The following is a 20723-nucleotide window of genomic DNA, read 5'->3' as shown; positions in this document are numbered from 1 at the left end:
GATGCCGAGGAGGATGGCGGCTTTTCTCGACATTCGTGGTAGCCAGTTAGCGCCCAACATCGTTCTGGTGGCCCTGGTCGGTGCCATGCTCGCCGCGGTGTGGCTACTGGGCGTGGTAAGCGTCGCTCCCAACCGTATCGTGCCCGGCACCTCGTTTGGGCTGATTGAAGCGCTGGGGAGGACCGGGGCAGTACTCATTACCCTGCTGCTGGTAGCGCTGGGGGCCCTGGCGCTCAAGCCTAACCGCGTCAATTATCAGGCGATGCTGCTGCTGGTCGTTTTGATGCTGTTGCTGCTGCCCTTCGGGTTGATGGTCGCGGGCCATTTTCTGATCGACCCGGACATCGCCCAGGCCCGCCTGGGGATCGGTGCGGCGTACTGGACGCTTCTGTTCGTCTTGTTGCTCTGCCTGGTGGAGCTTCGTCTGCGCCTGGGTATCAAGCGCCTTGCCACCACCGCGCTGCTGGTGGGCGTGGCGGTGGTCTGGTGGCTCTGCGCGCGGTATTGGCTGGGCGAGCTTGCCTTGGTGCAGGAGTTTCGCTCGCGCCAGGGGGCGTTTTTCAGTGCGCTTACCCAGCATGTCGTGCTGGTGGCAAGCGCGGTCGGCGTGAGTATCGTGCTGGGGTTGGCGCTTGCGCTATTGATGCGCCGCTTCGCCCGGGCGCAAAAAGTCGGCTTCGCGCTGCTCAATTTTTTTCAAACCGTACCGAGTCTGGCGCTTTTTGGTCTGCTGCTGGCCCCGCTTGCCTGGCTGGGGGCCAATGTGGCCTTTTTGGGCAACCTGGGGGTGAGCGGTATTGGCAACACGCCGGCGCTGATCGCGCTGATCGCCTATAGCCTGCTGCCGATCGTGCGCAACACCTACATCGCTCTGGGCGCGGTGCGCCCGGATACGCTGGAGGCCGCTACGGCCATGGGCATGCGCTCGAGCCAGCGGTTTTGGCAGGTGCGCTTTCCGCTGGCGCTGCCGGTGCTGCTGGAAGGCGTACGCATCACTACCGTGCAGGCGGTGGGGCTAACGGCGGTGGCCGCGCTGATCGGCGCCGGGGGGCTTGGTACGTTCATCTTTCAGGGCCTGGGGCAGGCGGCCATGGATATGGTCCTGCTCGGGGCGCTGCCGATCGTCGTCATGGCATTGATCGCCGACGCCGGGCTTGGCGCGCTCGCCGACATAACCCGTCACGGAGGACAGCCATGATCGAGCTTAAAAACGTCTCCAAGCGCTTTGGCGATACGACCGCGGTCGACGCTATCTCCTTGAGCATTCCCACGGGTAAGTTGTGCGCGCTGGTGGGCACCTCCGGGTGCGGTAAATCGACCACCCTTCGTATGATCAACCGGTTGATCCCTCACAGCGACGGCGAGATTCTGCTGGACGGCCAAGCCGTCGAGAGTTTCGACGCGGTCAAGCTGAGGCGGCGCATCGGCTACGTAATTCAAAGCACCGGGCTTTTTCCCCACTGGAGCGTGGCGCGCAATATCGGCCTGGTACCGCGGCTGCTCAAGTGGCCGGCGGACCAGGTGAGCGCTCGGGTCGAGGAGTTGATGGGTATCCTGGGTTTGCCCACGGGCGAGTTCGCGGACAAATACCCCCATCAGCTCTCCGGCGGGCAGGCCCAGCGGGTGGGCGTTGCCCGGGCGCTTGCCGCCGACCCGGATATTTTGCTGATGGACGAGCCCTTCGGGGCGCTGGATCCACTCACTCGGGAAAAGCTCCAGGACGAGCTGGCAAGACTGCAAGCCAAGCTGCACAAGACCGTCGTATTCGTCACCCACGACATGGACGAAGCGCTCAAGCTCGCCGACCACCTGGTGGTCATGCGCGACGGCCATATCGTGCAGCAGGGAAGCCCGCTGGCGCTTTTACAACACCCCAATGACCCGTTCGTGGAGTCACTTTTAGGCGGCATCGAGCGCGGGCTCAAGCAGGCCGCTTTGAGTCGGGTACGGGATCACATGACCTCGCTGGGCTCGTCGATTCCCGCCCACTCGCGCATTCCGGCGGACTTTACGCTGCGCCAGGGCCTTTCGATGATGCTGCGCGATCACAGTGACCGGCTCACCGTGGTGGACGCAAACGACATGCCCATCGGCGAACTCTCGCTGCGCCGGTTGATCAAAGAGGCCCGCGCCGACGGGGGAGGCTATCGTGCAGGTCAATAGCGCCGCGTCTGCCGCTCATCGCACGGCGTTGTCGAAACGCTGGCTTATCCCGCTAGGCTGGGCACTGCTGCTCGCGCTTGGCGTGTTTGGCATGGCCTATTTCGAGGCTCTTTTCCGTTGGGTCGAGCCCGGCGCCCGTCAAGTGATCTACTCGCGGGCGAGCTTCGTGGATCTGCTCGGGCGCCATCTGTTGGTGGTCGGCGTAGCGGGCGTGGTGACCGTGTGCATCGGTATTCTCGCCGGTATCGGCGTGACCCGTGCGCGCGGGCGCGATTTTCTTCCCCTGGCCGGGCAGCTGGCTTCCCTGGGCCAGACCTTTCCGCCGGTCGCTGTGCTCGCGCTTGCCGTACCGGTGCTGGGCTTTGGTACACCGGCGATCATCGTCGCGCTGATGCTTTACGGGCTGCTGCCGATTGTGCGCAATACCCTGGCCGGGCTTCAAAGTGTCGATGCCAACACCAAAGAGGCGGCGTACGCCATGGGCATGACGCCGCGCCAGATCCTTTGGCGCGTGGAGCTGCCGCTGGCCGCTCCGGTGATTTTGGCCGGGGTGCGCACCTCCATCACCATCAATATCGCCACGGCGGCGCTGGGCGCCACGGTGGGCGCGAGCAACCTGGGCGACCCGATCATCTCCGGTATCGTCAATAACAATATGGCCTACGTGCTGCAGGGCGCTCTTTTGATTGCGTTGCTGGCGCTGACCGTCGATAGCCTTTTCGATCTTTTCCAACAGACGCTGAGCCGGCGCTTGCCAGGCTAAGGCGTCTGCGTTTGATTCGGCGTCTGCCAGGGCGCCGGACCCCCGCCTTAAGTTGTATCCCTAAAGTTGCTTTGCTGAGTTACTGTCCTTGTGTTGCGTCGAGCGCTGCCAGATAAATCCACTGGCAGAAACGTCCGGTACCGACAACACTACCCTCAAAAGGGGTCAATAAGGACAATAATCATGACACGCTTTGATCATCAGCCGACCTTCATGACCGGCGACGAATTTTCCATCCCGACCTTTAGCCTGCTAAGCCCGGAAGGCGAGCTCTACCCGGGCGCGAGCGCTCCGGCGCTCGGCCGCGAGCACGCCAGGCGCTTATATAAAGCCATGCTGGGCACAAGGCTTCTGGACGAGCGCATGATGGCCGCCCAGCGCCAGGGGCGGCTAAGCTTTTACATGCAGAGTACCGGCGAGGAGGCCGCTATCGTCGGCGCCACCGCGGCGCTGGATGATACCGACATGATCATGGCGCAGTACCGCGAGCAGGGCGCGCTTTTGTATCGTGGCTTCACCATCGACGAGTTCATGAATCAGCTTTTTGGCAACGAGCTGGATTACGGCAAGGGTCGCCAGATGCCGGTGCACTACGGCTCGCGCAAGCTTCATTACATGACGATCTCCTCGCCGCTTGCGACCCAAATTCCCCAGGCCACGGGCTACGCCTACGGCCAAAAGCTCGCCGGTGAGGGCCTTTGCACGCTGACATTTTTCGGTGAAGGCGCGGCCTCGGAAGGGGACTTTCACGCCGCGCTCAACATGGCCTCGGTGCATCAGGTGCCGGTCATCTTTTTTTGTCGTAACAACGGCTACGCGATTTCTACCCCAGCGGTCGAGCAGTTCGCCGCCGACGGCATCGCGCCTCGGGCGATGGGCTATCGCATGCACGTCATTCGGGTCGATGGCAACGACGCGCTGGCTGTTTTCGAGGCTACTCGCCAGGCGCGCTGCATTGCGGTGGAGCAGAACAAGCCAGTACTGATCGAAGCCATGTCCTATCGCCTAGCGGCGCATTCCTCCTCGGACGACCCGTCGGGTTATCGCGGTAAAAACGAGGAGGAGACCTGGCGGCTCAAGGACCCGGTACTGCGGCTTAAAAAGTGGTTGATTCAAAACCAGTGGTGGAGCGACGAGGAGCAGTCCCGTGAAGAGGAGCGCCTGCGCCGGGAGGTCCTGGAGACCATGAAACGCGCCGAAAAGCGCGGCTCCCAGCCGCTCGATTCGCTGATTACCGATGTCTACGCCGATGTCACCCCAGAGCTTCAACGCCAGCTCGACGAGCTCAAGCGCCACATTCGCCGCTACCCCGAGGCCTACCCCAGGGGCGCCAAATCGCTGGATCTGGAGATCGAACCCTCGGCGGCCGCTCAAGAGCAGGAGCAGAAACATGGCTAAAATGAACCTGCTACAGGCGATCAATAACGCCCTCGATACCGCCATGGCCGAGGACGACAAGGTTCTCTGCTTTGGCGAGGACGTCGGCGTGTTCGGTGGCGTATTCCGCGCCACCAGCCATCTCCAGGAGAAGTACGGCAAGGCGCGCTGCTTCAATACGCCGCTGGTCGAACAAGGCATTATCGGGTTCGCCAACGGCCTGGCCGCGCAGGGCTCGGTGCCGGTGGCCGAGATCCAATTCGCCGACTACATCTTCCCGGCCTTCGATCAAATCGTCAACGAAACCGCCAAGTTTCGCTACCGCTCTGGCGATCTTTTCAACGTGGGTGGGCTGACCATTCGCACCCCCTACGGCGGTGGCATCAGCGGTGGACTCTACCACTCCCAGTCGCCGGAAGCCTACTTCACCCACACGCCGGGCCTCAAGGTGGTGGTGCCGCGTAATCCCTACCAGGCCAAAGGGCTTTTGCTGGCCGCGATTCGCGACCCGGACCCGGTGCTGTTTTTGGAACCCAAGCGCCTTTACCGCGCCTCGACCGGCGAGGTGCCCGAGGAGGATTACCAGCTTCCCATTGGCGTGGCCGAGATCATCCGCGAGGGCAACGATATCACCCTGGTGGGCTGGGGCGCGCAAATGGAAGTGATCAGCAAGGCCGCCGAGCTTGCCGAAGAACAAGGTATCGCTTGCGAGGTCATCGACCTGCGCACGCTCTCCCCCTGGGACATCGACACCGTGGTGGAGTCGGTGCTCAAGACCGGGCGGCTGGTGGTTAGCCACGAGGCGCCGCTGACCGGTGGCTTTGCCGGCGAGATTGCCGCCACCATCGCCGAGCGCTGCTTTTTGTACCTCGAATCGCCGATCCGTCGGGTGACCGGGCTTGATACACCGTTCCCCTTGGTGCTCGAAAAAGAGTATCTGCCGGATCATTTGAAAATTTTTGAAGCGATTCGCGAAAGCGTCAACTTCTAGCGCCGGGGGAATAACAATGAGCGATTTTGTACTGCCGGATATCGGCGAAGGCATCGTTGAGTGTGAAGTGGTCGAGTGGCGCGTCGAAGAGGGCGAGCGTATCGAGGAAGACCAACCGATCGTCGAGGTGATGACCGACAAGGCGCTGGTCGAAATCACCGCGGCGGAAGCGGGGGTAGTCACCAGACTTCATGTAAAAAAAGGCGAAATCGCCCGGGTTCACGCGCCGCTTTACGCCTACCAGGCCGACGACGAGACGGCTTCTCAACCCGGCGAGGATGAGTCCGAAACGCCGGTGCGGGAAGACAAAGCGCCCGAGGGCGAAACCGATATTAAAGCTGGCACCGAGGCGCCGCTTCCACGCTCGGCCGCCCAGGCGGGCAACGCCTCGAGCGCTCAGGCAAAAACGCCGGCAAGCCCCGCGGTGCGCCGGCTGGTGCGCGAGCACGATCTTCAACTTGCGGCGATCACGGGTAGCGGCAAGGCGGGGCGGGTGTTGAAAGAGGACGTGCTGGCGCACCTTGAAGGGGGGAGCGTAGAGGCCCCGGCAAGCGCACCTGCTACGCCCGGCGCCAGCCGAACCGAGCCGCTTCGCGGTATGCGCGCGGCGATGGCCAAGCGGATGGTGCACGCGGCCAGCACGATTCCGCACTTTCACTACGGCGAGGAGATCGATGTCACCGCGCTGCTGGCGCTGCGCGAGCGTTTGAAGCCCGTGGTAGACGCGAGCGGCGGGCGTCTGACGTTGATGCCATTTTTCATGAAAGCGATGGCGCTGGCCCTGGCGCAGACGCCGATCGTCAACGCCCAGTTGAACGAGGCCGGCGACACGCTTCACTATTTCGATGCGTGCAACATCGGCATGGCGGTAGACGGCAAGGCGGGGCTGATGGTGCCCAACGTCAAGGGGGTCGAAGGCTTGACCCTCGTAGCGCTTGCCGAGGAAGTCGCCCGGTTGACCGAAGCGGCCCGGGAGGGGCGCGTCGACCAGGCCGATCTAAAGGGCGGCACGATCACGATCTCGAATATCGGCGCGCTGGGGGGCACCTACGCCGCGCCGATCATCAACGCCCCGGAAGCGGCGATCGTGGCCATCGGCAAGACCCAGTGGCTGCCGCGCTTCGACCCCCAGGGGGAGCTCGAGCGCCGGGCGCTCATGACGGTGACCTGGGCCGGCGATCATCGCTTTATCGACGGCGGCACCATTGCGCGGTTTTGCAACGCCTGGAAGGGCTTTCTCGAGGCGCCGGAGACGATGCTCTTGCATCTGCGCTAACCCTTGAACGTGTCGTTATACGGATAACGCGATGCCCCAGGCGCTACAGCAGTTCTATATTCCTGAGGAGCAGTCGGTTTATCTGCTCAACCATCAGGATGCGCGCAAGCTCAAGGACTGGGTAGCGCTATGCCAGGCGCAGCTAGGCCAGCTCGGCTTCGAGGCCATCGAGCTGATCGGCAAGGGCGCCTACGGCTTCGTTTTCGCCGGGCGCACCGACACCCTTGATGGCCCGGCCTACTACGTATTCAAGTTCTCGCGTATTACGCTGCCCGCCCACCTGCAGGAGCGCCTCGAGGAGGAGGCGTTCATGCTCGACCAGATCACCCATCCGCGCATTCCTCGGCTGATCTCCTACCAGCGTATTCGCGGCCAGTCGATTCTGGTGATGGAGCGCGCGCCAGGGCTGAATCTCGAAGCGGTATCGCTTGGCCAGGGGCGTCTTTCGCCGCGGCTGATCGTACGACTCGCCGCGCAGCTGGCCGATATACTCCTCGCCCTGCGCAAGGAAACCGGCCCTCACGGCCGCCCGCTGGTGCACGGCGATATCAAGCCGTCGAATCTGGTGTTCGATCGCGACAGTGAAACCGTGGCGCTGATCGACTGGGGCTCGTCGGTGTTCGCCCAGCTAGGCGCCGACCTTCAGCCGGTAGGCAGCAACGTCATGGAGCTGATGTCCAATCATCTGCAGCATACCAACGCAAGACTGGGTGATGTCTACTTCATTGGCGAGGAGCAGCTAAATGGGGCGCTTTCGTCGCCGCGCTTCGACGAGCAGGGCGTGGCGGGCACGCTCTACGCGCTTGCCTCGGCGCAGTCGTGTCGCTTTGGTCACCGCGCCATTCCGGCAAGCTCGCTCGGGCTTCCCGTGGAATTCGCCCGCACCCTGGACGCCATGCTGGACCCGGACCCGGTAACGCGACGCCAGGCCGGGGATTACTTTCTCAAGGCGATGCCCACCATGGCCCGGGCGGTGATGGTCGATTTGCCCGAGGACGTCGCGGCGCCGCTGGTGCCGATTTGGGTGCGCCCGGCCAACGCCGAGATCGACACCGTGGTGTACAGCTCGCGCAAGGCGTTTTTGCGCGAGGTGAACGCCGAAGAAACGCTCAATGATGTCAACGACGTGCAGCTCGACCGCTACTATAAGCAGTTCATGCAGGGGATGGGGGAAACGGAAAAGGCGTTTCTGGCCTCGGTCAGCCGGTTGGGCAAGTACCCGGTGGTCGGGGGCTTGGCGATTCGTTGGGAAGCCCAGGGCATCTACATCGACTCCTCGCTCAATTTACACGACCCGGCGCAAAAACCCGCCTTCACCCAGGCAGTCAACAACATGGTGCACCTGGCCCGGGCCATTCACCGCCAGGGGGTCTTCAAAAGCTGCCTGTTCAATGCCCGCCAAACGCTGCACCTGGAACGCGCCCGGGAAAGCGATGCGTTCGTGCGCCAGCCCTATACCCGCATCCGGTTCGAGCTAAGTGCCATGCCGGAGGAGGCCCGCACCCGCCAGCATAGCTACTTCGAGGACGGCCCGGACCCGGAAGAGCTTTTGAGCCTGCCCGCGACCATCATGGCGCTACTCAAAAGGCTCAACGAAATCCACCACACCGGGATGATCATCTTCGAAGCCCACCCGCATCATCTCAAGATTCACAGCTACTACCGGCTGCTGGACCCGAGTCAGGAGCGCGCCTTTGGCGCACTGCTCGATCGGATTCTCGACGCGGTCAGCCTGATCGAGGGGCTGGGGGTATCGGGTTTCATGAAGATGCCCTACAAGGATACGCGGTTTTTCTCCCACCTCGAGCGCCAGCCCGAGCGCTTCTACCCCAAAAACCCCCGGGCGCTTTAGAGCCCGCCGAGCGCTTCGCCGCTTGTTATCAATTGCCCTCGTCAGCGTTCAGGGTGCGGGCGGAAAGCCCGCCCAGCCACTCGACGAGCTCGGCGGTGAGCGTATCGCTTGCCGATCCGAAGGCGTCCACGACGTCGGGAATGTCGACGCTTGCCGCCCGCGCCTGGGCGGTAAAACTTTGATTGGCGAGCGGGCGGCGCTGGCGATCGGCTAGCTGCACATCGAGCTGAATGCGCGCCGTCGGCGGGGTCTGATCGTATTCGCTTTGAAAGTGGCGAATCTCGCTTAGCAGTAGCAGATCCGAAGGCAGCCGGTCGACACCGACGCTTTCGAAGAGCGTGCTCTGCTGTAGCGCGCCGATCAGGCGCGTTTGCACGAGCTCAGGAGCGTTTTCGTGCCAACGCGCGCCTTCGTAAACATTGACGATATTGTGGTCCGGATAAACCACGATGCGGTTGCTGCTAAACAGATGATTGGCTTCCGGCGAGGCGACGCCGAGGCGCAGGCCTGCAAGCGTCGGGTTGCTCGCCGGGGCCTGGCTTGCCGGGGTGGGCAGGCGGTAGAGCGTGGCCGGGTCGGCATCGGGCAGTACTGAACAGCCGGTCAACAGGGCAAGCGTCAGCAAAGCGGTAATCGGGGCCTTCATGGGCGAAACTCCTCTACGCGGTCGCGGCCTAGAATGAAGTCGGTGGGGTTCTCTTCCAGGTCGCGGGTGATACGGTCGAGCGTGGTGAGCGTGGAGCGAAGCGCCGAGAGCGCCGGGGCAACGTCCTGAGTGCTGCGCAGCGTACTTTCGAGTGCCGCGGCGTTATCGTCGACCAATTGCTCGATGCGCTGGGCGGCCCGGGCGACATCGTCGCTTGCGCTGGCTGCTCTGTCGAAGACGCGTTGGCCATCCTGGCGTACAAGCTGGGTGGTTTCCTGGCTGAGCACTTCGATGTTCTCGAGGGTGGCCGTTGCCTGGCGCGTCGCATCGCCGAACAGCGCCATATTCTCGTCCAGCGCCTCGCGCTGGGAGGCGATCATTTGAGTAATTTCGGCAATATCGGTCAGAATGTTGCCCGCCTGTTCGCGGTTATCGTCGTTGAACAGCCGGTTTACGTTCTCGAGGATCGCATTGACGTTGTCGATCATCTCTTCACCTTCTTCCATGAGCGTGGCGATGGGCGAAGGATCGGCCTGGATGAACGGGGCGGCGTCGTCGGATTCGGCGTCGAGGCGCGGGCTATTGGGCCCGCCGCCGTGTAGCTGAACCGACATGCTGCCGGTAATGCTGGCAAAGGAAAGCTTGGCCCGGGTGTCGGTTTTTACCGGCGTATCTTCATACACGCGAATGTCGGCAATCACCTGGCGCGGGTCGGTCGGGTCAAGGGAGAGCTCCGTGACGTCGCCCACTTCGATGCCGTTGTACTGCACGACACTGCCTACCGACAGGCCGCTGACGCTGCGCTCGAACAAAATGCGATAGGGGCGATAATCCTGCTCGCCGGCCACCTGGCTCATCCAGAGCGCGAAAATGAGCGCCCCGGCCCCGGTAAGCAGCGTAAAAAGACCGATTAGAACGTGATGCGCGCGGGTTTCCATGAGCGTTACTCTTGATCCAATGAAGCGGCGGCGGCGCGGCCACGAGGGCCGTTGAAGTACTCCTGCACCCAGTCGTCGTCGGTTTTGGCGACGTTTTCCAGGGTGTCTGCCACCAGCACGCGTTTTTGCGACAGCACCGCGACCCGGTCGCAGGCGGCGTAGAGCGTGTCCAGGTCGTGGGTGACGAGAAAGACGCTAAAGCCGAGCGCGTCGCGAAGGGTCACGATCAACTGATCGAAGGCGGCGGCGCCGATAGGGTCCAGGCCGGCGGTGGGTTCGTCCAGAAACAGAATGTCCGGGTCCATCGCCAGCGCCCGGGCCAGGGCAGCGCGTTTGATCATGCCGCCGGAAAGCGATTCCGGCGACTGCATCGCCGCCTCCGGCGAAAGGCCCACCAGCGAGAGCTTGATGCGCGCCAGATACTCGGCGTCTTCCCGGGCAAGCCCGACGTGCTCGATCAGCGGCAGGGCGATATTCTCCTGCAGGTTGAGCGAGCTAAACAGCGCCCCTTGTTGAAACAGCACGCCGAAGCGGCGCTCGACCTGGCTGCGTTCGGCGCTGCTGAGCGTGTCCAGATCGGTACCCAGCACTTCGATGGTGCCTTCGTCCGGGCGTTTGAGACCCACGATGCTACGTAGCAGCACCGATTTTCCGGTGCCCGAGCCGCCGACCACACCCAGAATTTCGCCTTTTTTCAGGGTCAGGTCGAGATCCTCATGGACGGCGTGCTCGCCAAAGCGGTTCACCAGCCCGCGTACATGGATGACCGGCTCGTCGCTGTTTTCGGCTCGATCGTACTGGCTCACCAGCCCATCTCCATGAAAAAGAGCGCCGCCAGCGCGTCGATCAAAATCACCATAAATATAGATTGCACGACGCTCGAGGTCGTATGCGCGCCCACGGACTGCGCGCTACCGGCCACCTTGAAACCCTCCAAGCAGCCAATCACCGCAATCACGAAGGCGAACACCGGCGCCTTGGCAAGCCCCACCAGGAAGTGGTTGACCGAGACATCCTTTTGCAAGGTCGTCAGGAACTGCGAAAGCGGGATATCAAGCGACAAGGTGGCGACCATTGCCCCGCCCAGCAAGCCGCTGAGCATGCCGATAAACGCCAGAATCGGCATGCTGACCAACATCGCCATGACCCGTGGCAGCACCAGGAGCTCGACTGGGTCGAGGCCCAGCGCCTTGAGCGCGTCGATCTCCTCGTTGGACTTCATCGCCCCCAGTTGGGCGGTAAAGGCGCTCGCGGTTCGCCCGGCCAGCAAAATGGCGGCCAGCAATACGCCGAATTCGCGTAGAAAGGAGAAGGCGACCAGGTCGATGGTATAAACGGTGGCCCCAAAGTCCTGCAGCACCGTGGCCCCCAAAAAAGCCACCACCGCGCCGACCATGAAGGTCAGCAGAATCACGATGGGCACGGCGTTCAGGCCGCTTTGTTGAATATGGGCCACTGTGGCGGTCACCCGCCAGCGTTTGGGGTTGATGAGCACGGGAAGCAGGGTCGCCAGCACCAGGCCGACAAACCCGAGCAGGGCGCGCTGCTGCTGCCAAAGGCCCTCGACCTGCTCGCCAATGCTTTCAAGCGCGCGAGTGAACCGGTTGGGGGTATCGATAGCCGGGTCGAGCGATACGTCCATGGCCTCGGCGATACGCTGGATGAGCGCCTGCTGCGAGGCGGGAAGCCCGCTTGCCCACTCATCGATGGATTGGGCGCGCTCGACCCCGACCAGGTTGATCAAAAGCGCCGCCCCGGCGGTGTCCAGCCGCTCGAAACCGCCAAGCGTTACCTCGGTCCCACTTTCGACCGAGTAAGAGGCAAGACGCGCTTTAAGCGCGCTATAGTGCTCGAGGGTCCATTCACCCTGTAGCGTCAGCGTCCCTCCTTCGCGTGTAATCCACTCCGTTGGCATTCCTGCTCCCGTACGCCTTCGATATCCTGCCGTTTATGATGCATTCAAACGGGCGTTAGTGAAAGACCAATAAGAGAAGTCAGCCTAGCGTATTATGCGAGGTTTGGGGGCGAGTTCCTGTTTAATATGAGCGGCCACTTCCTTTAGCCGGGGGCCAAGATTATTAATCAAGCGGTCATGATCCAGGCGCACGCTGGCACCGCCACAGTTGATGGCCATGACTTCTGCACCTTCTTCCAAAATCAAGGGCATAGCCACCGCGCTGATATCGCGTTGCCAATCCTGCTCGGAAAAGCAGAACCCATGCTTGGCATGATCTTCCATGCTTTGCTGAATGCCGGCTTTTAGGGCGGGCCAATCGTCTGCATGGTGTTCGGCGAGTTCTAAAAACACCTGCTCTCGCTTGGCCGCCGTTAGACCGCATATCCAGGCTCGGCCAATAGCCGAGGTTGCTATAGGCAGACGTGAGCCCGTATCTAAACGAATGATCAGGGGACCGCTACCGTGGCAGGTTTCCAGATACACCATGTCTTGGCGGTCGGCGACCCCCAGGCTTACGTTGCAGTCGGTTGCATCGGCGAACTGCTGTAGGTGGGGCCTGGCGATCTCACGGATACCCATATTGGATAGAAAGCGGTAGCCGAGCGCCAGCACCCCCGGCCCAAGCCGATACTTTTCCAGGTGAGTGTTGTGCTGCAGATAGCCCAACTGAGTCAATGTGTAGGTGAGCCTTGAGACCGTCGGCCGAGGAATGCTCGTCCGACTCGAGAGTTCGGCATTGCCCAGATATTCTTCACCGTTTCCAAAAGCGCGAAGTAGCTCCAAACCGCGGGCCAAGGCGGTCACGAAGTTTCGATCCTTGTCGGATGCCGTCGAGGCGTCAGTCTCGGTGGGGTGCATTCAGTCTTCCAGTTAGATGGCAAAAGAGCCATTATCACATATCTATAAAGGCCCGGCGTTGCCCCTCTTCAACGAACAGGTATCAGCGCTCCAGCCGCTCGATGATCGTTGCAATGCCTTGACCCACACCGATACACATGGTGACCAGCGCATACCGGCCTTTTATAGCTTCGAGCTGACGTAGCGCGGTGAGTGCCAGCCGCGCACCGGAGGCGCCGAGCGGGTGACCGATAGCGATGGCACCACCGTTCATGTTCAGTCGTGAATCATTACTCGAAAGCCCGAGCTGTTGCACGCAACCCAATACCTGTACGGCAAAGGCTTCGTTGATCTCGATGACGTCCATCTGATCTAAAGTCAGCCCTGCGCGCTCCAGCGCCTTTTTCGACGCCGGCACAGGCCCCAAACCCATCACGCGGGGAGGCACACCGGCCACCGCATTGGCGACGATGCGCGCGCGCGGGGCAATGCCTGCTTTTTCACCCGCCGCTCTCGAGCCGACGATCAGCGCTGCGGCGCCATCATTGAGGCCCGAGGCGTTGCCGGCGGTGACCACGCCGCCTTCGAAAAGGCTGCCCAGTTTGGCAAGCTTGTCTTCGGTGCTTTGCGGGCGCGGATGTTCGTCCTTGTCCACCAGCAGGGGCGGCTGTTTACGCCCCTGAGGGACCTCGATACCCACGATTTCATCATCATAGAAGCCGTTGGCCAGGGCCTGGGCGTAACGAGCCTGAGAGCGCGCGGCGAAGGCATCACCCTGCTCGCGGCTGATATTCAGGTCGTGCGCAACGTTATCGGCGGTTTCGGGCATGCTGTGGTTGCCGTACTCCCGGCCGATCCACGGGTTGGGGAAGCGCGAACCGATGACCGTATCAAACATCGGCTGGTTGCGCGCGTACGGGGATTCCGCCTTGCCCAGCACGTAGGGCGCGCGCGACATCGACTCCACACCGCCGGCTAGAAACAGCTCGCCTTCGCCCAGTCGAGCGGCGCGAGCAGCATCCATCATCGCCGCCAGGCCGCTGCCGCAGAGGCGGTTGACGGTCTGTCCCGCCACCTCGATCGGCAGGCCCGCATAAAGCGCCGCGTGGCGCGCGACGTTGCGCGAGTCTTCGCCGGCCTGGTTCGTGCAGCCCGCCAGCACGTCCTCGTAGCTTTCCGGCTTGAAGGGGTTGCGCTCGACGAGCGTCTTGAGCGTTAGACCCAGCAGATCATCCGGGCGAATGGCCGCGAGGCTGCCGCCATGTCGGCCGAAAGGGGAGCGAATGCCGTCGTAGATATAAGCGTCTTGCATGGTGTTCTCCTTGTTGTTGAAAAGCGCGCTATCAAAAGCCCGTCATGAAAGAATCGTTGTCATCAGACCTGAGTTAGCGGCATGTCGAGTTCGGCGCGGCGACGCAGCCAAGGGCTAGGGCGATAGCGGGGGTCGCCGGTGGCTGCGAGTAGGCGATCGAGAATGAGCAGAATTCGCCGCGCACCGTAATGATCGCCCATCTTCAGCGGCCCAAAGGGGTAACCCAGGCCAAGCTCCACCGCGCGGTCGATGGTGGTCGGGTCCGCCACCCCTTGCTGGGCGATCTCGGCCCCCACGTTGACGATGCAGGCGGTGATGCGCTGAAGAACGAAGCCATTGCTGTCCGCCACGGTGCTGACCGGCGTACCGTCATGATGTAGAAGACTGCAGGCCGCCTCGACATAGTCGGTGTGGGTGATGGGCGTGGCCATCAGGGTGCGACGCTTCGCAAGCCCCGCCAGCATGTCCACGGCTACGCAGCGCCGGGCATCGAGCCCCTGGCGCAACGCACAGGTGGTGGCATCTTCACCGAGCGGCGTGAGCAGACACAGGGCTTGCGGAGAAGGCGACTCGGTGCTCTCCAGCGTCCAGCCGGCCTCTTGTACTAGCTTCTCGAGCAGCGCAGCGCTTTGCTGATCATCCTGGCTGATCCATACCGGGCGCGGCTGAGCCGCCGGGATCTCGGGCTCTACGTGTATTTGCTGCTGCCCCTCTACATAGCGGTAGAAGCCTTCGCCGGTCTTGCGGCCCAAAAGGCCCGCATCGAGGCGCTGACGTGTCAGCGGAGAAGGGCGAAAGCGCGGCTCTTCGTAGAACTGATGGTAGATGGATTCCATGACCGCGTGGGAGACGTCAAGACCGGTGAGATCCAATAGAGTGAATGGCCCCATGCGAAAGCCCCCCTGGTCGACCATGATGCGGTCGATGGTCGCCGGGTCCGTCACGCTTTCGTTGAGGATACGCAGGGCTTCGGTACCGAAGGCGCGCCCGGCGTGATTGACCAGAAACCCCGGTGTATCCGTCGCGTGAGCGGCAAAGTGGCCCATGGCCTTTCCCAGGGCGCTCACGCGCTGCGTGGTTTCATCGGCGGTACGCAAGCCCGGGATGACCTCGACGATTTTCATCAAGGGAACGGGGTTGAAGAAGTGAAACCCGATGACCCTTTCAGGCTTCTTGCAGCCGGCGGCAATGGCGGTGACCGAAAGCGAGGAGGTGTTGGTGGCCAGTACGGCCTTGGCGTCGACGATGCCTTCGAGTTCACTGAACAGTGACTGTTTGGCTTCGAGTTTTTCGACGATTGCTTCGACGACGATATCGCAAGCGGCCAGTGCCTGCAGGTCCTTGGCTTCGAGCAGCCGATCACCGTATTGCTTGGCCTGCTCGGCGGTGATGCGCTGCTTGTCCACGCTGCGTTGCCAAAGTCCTTCGATGAACGTCCTGGCTTGTTGTACGGCGTCCTCTTTAAGGTCAAAGAGCTTGACGTTAAGGCCTGCCTGAGCCGCCAGCTGAGCGATCCCGCGGCCCATGGCCCCCGTTCCGACGATTCCTAGTGTGGTGAAGGGTTGGGGTGTCGTTGTCGTCGCCATTCGCCAAATCCTCTATGCCAATCAAGGGTAGAACATGGTGTTATTTTGCATTGCAAAACCATGTTTCAATTATTGACTGCCATCCTAGGCTATGCAAAAGTGCTTGACAAGAAGTGCGGACTTTAATTTCGCTATGCAAAATAGTTGGTCGTGACATCTCTCTTTTGCGGCCAAGGCGTGTTCGAAACACGCATCAATAACAATACCCCTGTGTTTTCGACGATCACAAAAACGCCACTCTCTATCTCCCAGGAGCCGTCATGATTCGCGATCCCGAATTGATCAACCAGCTTGTCGATACCATTTCCCGTTTTGTCCGTGAGCGCTTGATACCCAACGAAGCACGTTTGGCCGAGGACGATGCGGTCCCTGCCGAACTGCTGGCGGAAATGAAGGAAATGGGGCTTTTCGGCCTTTCCATTCCCGAAGAATACGGTGGCCTGGGGCTGACCATGGAGGAAGAGGCGCTGGTCGCCATGGAAATCGGCAAGACATCGCCGGCTTTTCGCTCGGTTTTCGGAACCAATAACGGAATTGGCGCCCAGGGTATTCTGATCGACGGCACCGAAGAGCAGAAAGCCCGATACGTGCCGCGCCTGGCGACCGGCGAAATCTTGAGTTCCTTTTGCCTGACCGAGCCCGATTCAGGTTCTGACGCCGCGAGCCTGCGTACCACCGCGGTGCGCGACGGCGACCATTACATTCTCAACGGTACCAAGCGCTATATCACCAACGGCCCGGAGGCGGATCTGTTCACCGTGATGGCGCGAACCGATCCGAGCAACAAGGGCGCCGGTGGTATCTCGGCGTTCATCGTCGAAGGCGATACGCCGGGACTTCACCGCGGCCCGTCGGACAGCAAGATGGGCCAAAAGGGCGCACATACCTGCGATATCATTTTCGATAACTGCCGGGTGCCCGCCGAGAACATCATCGGCGGCAAGGAAGGGCAAGGCTTCAAGACGGCCATGAAGGTACTCGACCGTGGCAGGCTACATATTTCGGCGGTCTGCGTGGGCGTTGCTGACCGGCTGGTGGAGGAGTCGCTCAACTACACCATGGAGCGCAAGCAGTTCGGCGCGGCACTTGCCGAGCATCAACTGGTGCAGGCGATGCTTGCCGATAGCAAGACCGAAGCCTACGCCGGCAAGACCATGGTGATGGATGCCGCGCGGCGCAAGGATGACGGCGAGAACGTCTCGACCCTGGCTTCCTGCTGCAAGCTCTTCTGTGCTGAAATGGTGGGGCGCGTCGCGGATCGCGCGGTACAGGTTCACGGCGGTGCGGGCTACATGTCCGAGTATCCCGTCGAGCGCTTCTACCGGGACGTGCGTCTATTTCGTATCTACGAAGGCACCACGCAGATCCAACAGTTGGTCATCGCCCGAAACATGGTGCGGGAGGCCTCCTGATGACGCTATCGGTTCCCTATCAGGCGCCGGATGAGGATATCTTCGGCTCGCTTGCAAGCGATTTGGTAGCTCGGCTGCCCGAGCGCCTCAGTACCCGGGTTCTGGAAAACGCCGAACGCCTCGCCGACCATCCGGCCATTGTCGATGGCAGCGTGCGCTGGAGCTACGCCGAACTTGGCCAGGAAATACGCGCGGCCTGCGAATGGCTTGCGCAGCAGGGGCTGCGCCCTGGCGACCGACTGATGACGGTAAGCGAAAACTGCCGGGCGCTGGTGGTGCTTTTACTGGCCGCCAGCGAAATGGACGTCTGGGTTGCAATCGTCAACTCCAGGCTTTCGGCCCAGGAAATCGATTTGATCCAGGCTAACTGCCTGCCCCGGCGCGTCATCTATACCTGCGAAGCCTCGGTGGATGCAACGCACCATGCCGAGCGCCACGGAGCCGACCGCTACCAGCATCCCAGGCTTGGAGGGCTGGCCATTTCGGCCCTTTTCGATAGCGACCCGGAACCGGTGAGCGCAAGCGGTGCCGATCAAGTGGCCGCGATGATCTATACCTCGGGCACCACGGGCGTGCCCAAGGGCGTGATGCTGACTCACCGCGGCATCCTCTACATCGCCTCCATTTCCGGCGGGATGCGCCATTTGAGCGAAGGCCAACGGGTCTACGGAGTTCTTCCGCTTTCTCACGTCTTTGGCCTCTCCTCGGTATGCATGGGCTCGCTATATAACGGAGCCTGCCTTTACACGGTGCCACGCTTCGACGCCGAGCATCTAATAAAGACCCTCGAGGAAGAGCGTATCAGCGTGCTTCAGGGTGTGCCCGCGATGTACGCCCGGGCGCTGGAGTACTTGAAGCGTGAGCAGTGCGAGTTGAAAGCGCCGGCGCTTATTTATATCTCGGCGGGTGGTTCGCCCCTGGACAGCGATACCAAAAGCCGGGTCGAGTCGGTCTTCGACCTGACGTTGCATAATGGCTACGGTTTGACCGAAGCCAGCCCGACCATCAGCCAGACGCGTATCGACGATCGTCATACCAACAATACGGTGGGGCGGGTGCTGCCGCTTCTCGAGTACCGTCTCGAGCCTCTTGGCAGCAGTACGACCGGTGACAACCCCGGTGAGGAAGTGGGGGAGCTTTGGGTGCGGGGCCCCAATATCATGAAGGGTTACTTCCGCCAGCCCGAGGCGACGCGCCGGACGCTGACCGAGGATGGCTGGCTCAATACCGGTGATATCGCCAAAGTCGACCACGACGACCAGCTTTATATCGTCGGGCGCAGCAAGGAGCTCATCATTCGTTCGGGCTTCAATATTTATCCGCCGGACGTCGAGGCGGTCATCAACGAGCACCCGGCCATTACGCTTTCCGCCGTAGTGGGGCGTCAGGTGGCGGGTAATGAAGAGGTGGTGGCGTTCGTGCAGTGCGAGCAAGGCGTCGAACCCGACCTGGCCGAACTCAAGGCGTTTATCGCCCAGCGTCTGGCGCCCTATAAACGTCCCACGCAAATCGTGTTGATGGAAGCGCTACCTTCGACCGCGACCGGCAAGATTCTTAAAGGGCGCCTGCGCGACATGGCACAGCAGGAGGGCAACTGATGCGTCGAGCCGACGATACTCAGACCGAAGCCTTGGTGGATGAGCCCGGCGGCTTCAACGACCTGCTGGGGCTTTGTGTCACCGAGTGGAGCGATGCACGCGCCGTGGTCGAGTTGACCCTCGCGGAAAAACACGTCAATCGAAGCGGCAACGTGCACGGCGGAGTGCTCTCCTCGCTGTTGGACAACGCTTTGAGTCTGGCCGGGCTCTACTGCCCCGTGGCGGGTAATGCTCGGCGCGCCGTGACGCTTTCGCTCAGTACCACTTTCGTGGGGCCGGCGAAGAAGGGCGTACTGCGCGCCACCGGCGTGCTGCGCGGCGGCGGGCGCAAGATCTACATGGCCAGCGCCGAGGTCGTCGATGAACGGGGCAATCTGATCGCCATGGGGGAAGGGTCGTTCAAACGTCTTCGCGGCAGCGAATCTCCCGAGGGGGTCCCCATCGAGACGCTCAAAGAGCGCTTGAGAGAGCATCGCGAGTGACGCTTGCCCGCTTGCGGGTGTCACTGCTGCTGCTGGTCACTGCCCCGACGCTGATTTACCTGGTGGTCGACGGGGCGGTGGCAAGCGGCGCCCAGGCAGTCGCTATCGCGGCGTTGATCGGTTATCTCGCCACCCTGGCCGGGCAGTTGAACCGTATGGCCAAGGGACTCCTTATCGTCGCGGGCCTGGTGACGGTGATAGCGCTAGGGTACTCGTCATCACCGGGTCAATTGCTCTTCGAGGCCGGTGGACGTTTCGCTTTCTTCGCCACTTTCGTGGTGGCGCTTGGCATGATGCGTCTTCCCGCTTATCGCTCGCCTCTGGTACGCCGCTGCGGCCAGGCCATGCTGTTACAGCCGCCCGGTCGGCGCTACCCGATCCTTTCGTTTGGCTCGATGCTGTTTGGCATCATCCTGAATATCGGGGTGTTGAACCTGTTCGCCGCCATGATCGAGAAGAGCAATACGCTCGAAGCGGCGCAGGGGCGCGTATGGGTTCGTCAGGCACGCCAGCGACGCATGATGCTGGCGCTTTTGCGCGGCTTTGCGCTGGCGCCGCTGATTTCTCCCATGGGAATGGGGGTCGCCGTGGTGCTTTCGAGCATCCCTCAGATCACCTGGCTGGAACTCGCCCCCTATATTCTCTTCGCCGCGGGCCTGACCTTTCTGGTCGGCTGGGTGGTGGATTATCTAACCGGCCCCCACCCGCCGGCCAACCAGACGCTGGCGACCCCCTCCCTTGAACCGCTTGTGTGGTTCAGCGTGCTGTTGACGGCCGTGGTCGCGCTGGTCGTATCGATTGCCTGGCTGCTCGAGGTACGTCTGCCCATCGCTGCCCTGTTGGGGGCGCCTGGCAGCGCGTTGATATGGCTTGCCTGGCAGCGCCGCCGCCTTGGCTACGCAGGTTTGCCCGCCGCCCTTGAAACCGCGCATCGCAAGCTTCCCTGGCTGCTGTCGCCCAGTGCCAACGAGATCGTGGTGCTCGGGGCGGCGGGGTACCTGGGGCATCTATGTATCGGCCTGGTGGACACTCAGGCGCTGGCGCCGCTTTTAACGGTACTCGACCCTTTGGGCACCTGGAACACCGTGTTGGTCATGCTCACGGTGCTGGGGCTGGCTCAGGTGGGGGTGAATCCTATCGTCACGGTGACTTTGCTGGCGGGGCTATTGCCGACCTTGAATATCGACGGCCTGCCCCCCGTTCTCATTGCCGCGTCGCTGATGGTGGGTTGGGCATTGGCGCTGATGTCGTCACCGATGACGGCCTCCATGCTGATCCTGTCGCGCTTTACCGGTATTTCCACCGCGCAGATCGGGTATCAGTGGAACGGGCGTTTCATGCTGGTGGCCGTGCCGCTGCTCGCGTTCTGGTTTGGCTGGTCCCCGTTTTAGGGCACAACGCTTGTATGGAAACTTGCACGGGGCGGGTTTACCCAGTGAAGCGCTTGACCTTTGCGCAGGGTTTTTTTACTGTTTATTGTATAAATTGAAATAACGTTTTGCTTTGCGGAATTAGTGGCCGGGCGATTCTCTC

At 61.9% G+C, this 20723-nt stretch carries 18 protein-coding genes; 11 read left to right on the top strand and 7 right to left on the bottom strand.

What is annotated here, in order from left to right:
* Positions 1 to 13: 13 nt before the first annotated feature.
* The 7 genes from ACWHXT_RS09535 to ACWHXT_RS09505 all read left to right on the top strand — a co-directional run bounded on the left by ACWHXT_RS09535 (position 14) and on the right by ACWHXT_RS09505 (position 8422).
* Positions 14 to 1198 (top strand): ABC transporter permease, encoded by a 1185-nt coding sequence (locus ACWHXT_RS09535; RefSeq protein WP_447955673.1) that lies wholly within the window; start codon positions 14 to 16, stop codon positions 1196 to 1198.
* Positions 1195 to 2163: an ABC transporter ATP-binding protein gene (locus tag ACWHXT_RS09530; protein WP_447955672.1), complete on the top strand. Its 969-nt coding sequence runs from the start codon at positions 1195 to 1197 to the stop codon at positions 2161 to 2163. Before ACWHXT_RS09535 ends, ACWHXT_RS09530 begins: the two co-directional genes overlap by 4 nt.
* Entirely contained in the window at positions 2150 to 2926 is a 777-nt protein-coding gene (locus tag ACWHXT_RS09525) for an ABC transporter permease (protein WP_447955671.1), read from the top strand. Before ACWHXT_RS09530 ends, ACWHXT_RS09525 begins: the two co-directional genes overlap by 14 nt.
* A gap of 183 nt (positions 2927 to 3109) precedes the next feature.
* Positions 3110 to 4324, top strand: a complete 1215-nt coding sequence (locus ACWHXT_RS09520; RefSeq protein WP_447955670.1) for a thiamine pyrophosphate-dependent dehydrogenase E1 component subunit alpha — start codon at positions 3110 to 3112, stop codon at positions 4322 to 4324.
* Positions 4317 to 5294: an alpha-ketoacid dehydrogenase subunit beta gene (locus tag ACWHXT_RS09515; RefSeq protein WP_447955669.1), complete on the top strand. Its 978-nt coding sequence runs from the start codon at positions 4317 to 4319 to the stop codon at positions 5292 to 5294. Before ACWHXT_RS09520 ends, ACWHXT_RS09515 begins: the two co-directional genes overlap by 8 nt.
* A 16-nt stretch (positions 5295 to 5310) precedes the next feature.
* The gene (locus tag ACWHXT_RS09510) at positions 5311 to 6570 is read left to right on the top strand and encodes a 2-oxo acid dehydrogenase subunit E2 (RefSeq protein ID WP_447955668.1); all 1260 of its coding nucleotides are present in this window, start codon (positions 5311 to 5313) and stop codon (positions 6568 to 6570) included.
* 31 nt (positions 6571 to 6601) lie between these two features.
* The gene (locus ACWHXT_RS09505; protein WP_447955667.1) at positions 6602 to 8422 is read left to right on the top strand and encodes a protein kinase domain-containing protein; all 1821 of its coding nucleotides are present in this window, start codon (positions 6602 to 6604) and stop codon (positions 8420 to 8422) included.
* Positions 8423 to 8450: 28 nt separating this feature from the next.
* Here the strand turns inward: ACWHXT_RS09505 and ACWHXT_RS09500 are convergent, their stop codons facing one another.
* The 7 genes from ACWHXT_RS09500 to ACWHXT_RS09470 all read right to left on the bottom strand — a co-directional run bounded on the left by ACWHXT_RS09500 (position 8451) and on the right by ACWHXT_RS09470 (position 15698).
* Positions 8451 to 9068: an ABC-type transport auxiliary lipoprotein family protein gene (locus tag ACWHXT_RS09500; protein ID WP_447955666.1), complete on the bottom strand. Its 618-nt coding sequence runs from the start codon at positions 9066 to 9068 to the stop codon at positions 8451 to 8453.
* Positions 9065 to 10006, bottom strand: coding sequence for an MlaD family protein (locus tag ACWHXT_RS09495; protein WP_447926129.1), 942 nt, complete (start codon positions 10004 to 10006; stop codon positions 9065 to 9067). Before ACWHXT_RS09495 ends, ACWHXT_RS09500 begins: the two co-directional genes overlap by 4 nt.
* Positions 10007 to 10011: 5 nt before the next feature.
* The gene (locus ACWHXT_RS09490; protein WP_447955665.1) at positions 10012 to 10812 is read right to left on the bottom strand and encodes an ABC transporter ATP-binding protein; all 801 of its coding nucleotides are present in this window, start codon (positions 10810 to 10812) and stop codon (positions 10012 to 10014) included.
* On the bottom strand, positions 10809 to 11921 hold the full coding sequence (locus ACWHXT_RS09485; protein WP_447955664.1) for an MlaE family lipid ABC transporter permease subunit: 1113 nt from the start codon (positions 11919 to 11921) through the stop codon (positions 10809 to 10811). Before ACWHXT_RS09485 ends, ACWHXT_RS09490 begins: the two co-directional genes overlap by 4 nt.
* Positions 11922 to 12005: 84 nt before the next feature.
* Complete coding sequence (locus ACWHXT_RS09480; RefSeq protein WP_447955663.1) at positions 12006 to 12821, bottom strand: IclR family transcriptional regulator; 816 nt, start codon at positions 12819 to 12821, stop codon at positions 12006 to 12008.
* Positions 12822 to 12903: 82 nt separating this feature from the next.
* The gene (locus tag ACWHXT_RS09475) at positions 12904 to 14112 is read right to left on the bottom strand and encodes a 3-oxoadipyl-CoA thiolase (protein WP_447955662.1); all 1209 of its coding nucleotides are present in this window, start codon (positions 14110 to 14112) and stop codon (positions 12904 to 12906) included.
* A 62-nt stretch (positions 14113 to 14174) separates the two neighbouring features.
* A complete protein-coding gene (locus ACWHXT_RS09470; protein WP_447955661.1) occupies positions 14175 to 15698 on the bottom strand; it encodes a 3-hydroxyacyl-CoA dehydrogenase in 1524 nt (507 codons plus the stop codon).
* A 260-nt stretch (positions 15699 to 15958) separates the two neighbouring features.
* Between ACWHXT_RS09470 and ACWHXT_RS09465 the strand changes: the two genes are divergently transcribed.
* From ACWHXT_RS09465 to ACWHXT_RS09450, 4 genes are read left to right on the top strand one after another with little or no spacing between them, the layout of a single operon-like run.
* Positions 15959 to 17110: an acyl-CoA dehydrogenase family protein gene (locus ACWHXT_RS09465; protein WP_447955660.1), complete on the top strand. Its 1152-nt coding sequence runs from the start codon at positions 15959 to 15961 to the stop codon at positions 17108 to 17110.
* Positions 17110 to 18708, top strand: a complete 1599-nt coding sequence (locus tag ACWHXT_RS09460) for a class I adenylate-forming enzyme family protein (protein ID WP_447955659.1) — start codon at positions 17110 to 17112, stop codon at positions 18706 to 18708. Before ACWHXT_RS09465 ends, ACWHXT_RS09460 begins: the two co-directional genes overlap by 1 nt.
* Complete coding sequence (locus ACWHXT_RS09455; RefSeq protein ID WP_447955658.1) at positions 18708 to 19190, top strand: PaaI family thioesterase; 483 nt, start codon at positions 18708 to 18710, stop codon at positions 19188 to 19190. Before ACWHXT_RS09460 ends, ACWHXT_RS09455 begins: the two co-directional genes overlap by 1 nt.
* Positions 19187 to 20581, top strand: coding sequence for a hypothetical protein (locus ACWHXT_RS09450; RefSeq protein WP_447955657.1), 1395 nt, complete (start codon positions 19187 to 19189; stop codon positions 20579 to 20581). The genes ACWHXT_RS09455 and ACWHXT_RS09450 overlap by 4 nt, the downstream gene beginning before the upstream one ends.
* Positions 20582 to 20723 lie beyond the last annotated feature (142 nt).

This window comes from Vreelandella halophytica (assembly GCF_968193635.1).
This window is presented reverse-complemented; position numbering and strand designations above follow the sequence as displayed.

Excerpts from the sequence above, each read along its gene's own strand:
- ACWHXT_RS09460 (WP_447955659.1), top strand. The coding sequence starts at position 17,110 with ATGACGCTATCGGTTCCCTATCAGGCGCCGGATGAGGATATCTTCGGC.
- ACWHXT_RS09465 (WP_447955660.1), top strand. The coding sequence starts at position 15,959 with ATGATTCGCGATCCCGAATTGATCAACCAGCTTGTCGATACCATTTCC.
- ACWHXT_RS09470 (WP_447955661.1), bottom strand. The coding sequence starts at position 15,698 with ATGGCGACGACAACGACACCCCAACCCTTCACCACACTAGGAATCGTC.
- ACWHXT_RS09495 (WP_447926129.1), bottom strand. The coding sequence starts at position 10,006 with ATGGAAACCCGCGCGCATCACGTTCTAATCGGTCTTTTTACGCTGCTT.
- ACWHXT_RS09535 (WP_447955673.1), top strand. The coding sequence starts at position 14 with ATGGCGGCTTTTCTCGACATTCGTGGTAGCCAGTTAGCGCCCAACATC.
- ACWHXT_RS09510 (WP_447955668.1), top strand. The coding sequence starts at position 5,311 with ATGAGCGATTTTGTACTGCCGGATATCGGCGAAGGCATCGTTGAGTGT.
- ACWHXT_RS09475 (WP_447955662.1), bottom strand. The coding sequence starts at position 14,112 with ATGCAAGACGCTTATATCTACGACGGCATTCGCTCCCCTTTCGGCCGA.
- ACWHXT_RS09455 (WP_447955658.1), top strand. The coding sequence starts at position 18,708 with ATGCGTCGAGCCGACGATACTCAGACCGAAGCCTTGGTGGATGAGCCC.
- ACWHXT_RS09500 (WP_447955666.1), bottom strand. The coding sequence starts at position 9,068 with ATGAAGGCCCCGATTACCGCTTTGCTGACGCTTGCCCTGTTGACCGGC.
- ACWHXT_RS09480 (WP_447955663.1), bottom strand. The coding sequence starts at position 12,821 with ATGCACCCCACCGAGACTGACGCCTCGACGGCATCCGACAAGGATCGA.
- ACWHXT_RS09515 (WP_447955669.1), top strand. The coding sequence starts at position 4,317 with ATGGCTAAAATGAACCTGCTACAGGCGATCAATAACGCCCTCGATACC.
- ACWHXT_RS09485 (WP_447955664.1), bottom strand. The coding sequence starts at position 11,921 with ATGCCAACGGAGTGGATTACACGCGAAGGAGGGACGCTGACGCTACAG.
- ACWHXT_RS09520 (WP_447955670.1), top strand. The coding sequence starts at position 3,110 with ATGACACGCTTTGATCATCAGCCGACCTTCATGACCGGCGACGAATTT.
- ACWHXT_RS09505 (WP_447955667.1), top strand. The coding sequence starts at position 6,602 with ATGCCCCAGGCGCTACAGCAGTTCTATATTCCTGAGGAGCAGTCGGTT.
- ACWHXT_RS09530 (WP_447955672.1), top strand. The coding sequence starts at position 1,195 with ATGATCGAGCTTAAAAACGTCTCCAAGCGCTTTGGCGATACGACCGCG.